Source organism: Aeromicrobium sp., assembly GCF_025965075.1.
Classification (GTDB): domain Bacteria; phylum Actinomycetota; class Actinomycetes; order Propionibacteriales; family Nocardioidaceae; genus Aeromicrobium.
In genome coordinates this window covers 1-2,510 of sequence record NZ_JAOPXQ010000071.1, presented here as the reverse complement: position 1 = coordinate 2,510, position 2,510 = coordinate 1, and the positions used below count along the sequence as shown (strand labels likewise).

2 protein-coding genes are annotated in these 2,510 nt (G+C 69.8%); both read left to right on the top strand.

What is annotated here, in order from left to right; genetic code table 11:
* Positions 1 to 887 precede the first annotated feature (887 nt).
* Positions 888 to 1,298, top strand: coding sequence for a DUF4186 domain-containing protein (locus JWQ91_RS04535; protein WP_297781419.1), 411 nt, complete (start codon positions 888 to 890; stop codon positions 1,296 to 1,298).
* Positions 1,299 to 1,773: 475 nt separating this feature from the next.
* A partial coding sequence (locus JWQ91_RS04530) for an aldo/keto reductase (protein WP_297781416.1) occupies positions 1,774 to 2,510 on the top strand: 737 nt, incomplete at its 3' end.

The following is a 2,510-nucleotide window of genomic DNA, read 5'->3' as shown; positions in this document are numbered from 1 at the left end:
TTGGACCTTCCAGGCTACGACGTGCATCTGGGGCGAAAGTTGATGTCGCCGAAGCGACGGTGGGCCGCAGTCGCCTCCCGGCTACCGATGTTGCCGGGGCCCGATCCCCACGGCGCCTCAGCCACGGTCGAGCTGGCTGGCCTGCGGGTCTGCTCTTCCATCCTTCCGTGGCGGTCTTGCGGCACCCGGGATCCTTGGGTGGGCGCCAACAGCGCTGAGCGGACCACCGCCGCCGTCGATGCGGTCGAGGCCAACGGCCCGTCCGTATGGGGTGGAGACTGGAACCACGCACTGTCAGGCAGGGAGCCAACCGGCTCGGTCGCCGGCAGGCGGTCGGTGCTGGCGGCTGTCGAGCGCCTGGAGCTCCAGGTGCCGACCGCTTGGATGCCTCACCAGATCGACGGCCTCCTCAGCATCGACCACATCGCCGTCCCGAAGTCGTGGCACGTCACAGCCACGCAGCGGCATCGAGCTCTCTCTGGGGACACTCGCATTTCTGACCACGATGCATACGTTGTCGAAGCCGCCGCTCCTTCGACCGTGGGATGACCGCGGCACGGCGCGGGTCAATCGCGGGGAAATGACACACCTTGGCGCGCGCTCGTCGCGGCAGATCCAGGTGCCGCAAGCGCCAGAGCGCGGCATGGTCGTGGATGCCCGGCATTGGTTCGGGTCCGGGTTCGGGTCCGGGGTTCCGGCCCCTCGCCGTGATCGGTGCCCTGGCGTATCGGGTCCGCGACCGCCGCTGGCCGAGCTAGCCGAGGAAGACGTGGGCGATTCCACTTCCTCTTCGTCACCCCTTCGGACACTGACGATTCGCTGTCTCGCGGAGATCCGGCCGGTCTTGTCCTCGTCGTCGGTCACCGGGCCGTGCCTAGTCTGGGGGCGTGCCCGACCCCACCGAGATCGATGAGCGAATTGACCGCGCGAGCGCGCGACCGTTCGGGCGGCGGTTCCACCTACGCGGGCGCGAGCGGGCTACGGCTGAGCTGCGCGGTCCTCAGACGATGCGGGCTCACGCCGCGGAGATCATCGCGGAGCGGCTGGCACCGGCAGAGCCGCGCAACGACGGCCGGCAGACCCCCTACCGCAACCACCCGGTCTTTGTGGCCCAGCACGCCACCGCGACCTGCTGCCGCAGCTGCCTGGAGACGTGGCACGGCATCGCGAAGGGGCACCGGCTCGACCGCGGCGAGCGGGCCTACGTGGTCGAGGTGATCGGGCGCTGGATCGACCGCGAGCTGGCGACCTCCATCGAAGGTAGGGCCCCCGGGAACTTCACCTCACGCCGATCGTGAAGGTGGCGCGCGTCGTTCCTGGCCTCAGCGATCAAGCGCCCCGCGGCATCATCCGGGCGCCGAGGCGAACGCTCGCCCGCAGCAGCGCGCGACGGCTGAGCACGGCCCGCGAGGGGTGTCCGCAACCTTCTGCCGCATCCCAGGTCTCACCATTGGCCGCCCCGCCGAGCCGTCCCGGCGGCCCGGCCGTGGGAGGGTCGCTCACCGCTTGGGTTGATCAATCAATCGCTACAGGGTGAGCGACCCGACACACGCGTCTGGATCTCGGAAGGGTCGCGCGTCCGGCAGGCGGCGGAATGACGCCCGTCGTCGCATGGCTTCGCGAGCTGGCGGGCCGATCGTCTGACGAGTGTGGTCGCCGGCGGGCCTTTGGTGGACTCGCGGATCCCACGGACACGGGATGCCGCGGACCGGCACGACGTGCGAACGTGGCGGTCTCGTGACCCCGCACCCCGAGAGCAACGGAGCGTCCCTGATGTCGACCCAAGCCATCCCGACGGTCCGCTTGCCCTCGGGGGAGGCCATTCCGGTGATGGGTCTGGGCACTTGGCACCTGGGCGAGAATCCCGCCCGACGAGCGTCGGAGCTCGCTGCCCTGCGCCTGGGTATCGACCACGGGCTCACGTTGATCGACACCGCCGAGATGTACGGCAGCGGCGCGGCGGAGGTGCTGGTCGGCGAGGCGATCGCTGGACGCCGGGACGAGGTGTTCTTGGTCAGCAAGGTGCTGCCATCACATGCGGCGTACGCGGACACCATCGAGGCGTGTCGCCGGAGCCTGAAGCGGCTTGGCGCCGAGCGGCTCGACCTGTACCTGCTGCACTGGCGCGGCCAGGTGCCGCTCGAGCAGACGGTGCTCGCCTTCGAGGAGCTGGTCAGGCTAGGCATGATCCGCTACTGGGGCGTCAGCAACTTCGACATCCGGGACATGGCCGAGCTGCGGGCCCTCCCCGGCGGGGAGGCGGTCCAGACCGACCAAGTGCTCTACAACCTGACCCGCCGGGGCATCGAGTACGACCTGCTACCGAACTTGCAGGAGCAGGCCACCCCGGTGATGGCCTACTCACCGATCGAGCAGGGCCGCCTGCTGCGCCATCCCATGACCATCGCGATCGCGAGCCGGCACCAGGCCACCCCTGCGCAGGTCGCGCTCGCCTGGCTGATGACCCGGGACGGGGTGAACACCATCCCCCGTGCCAGCACGCGCGAGCA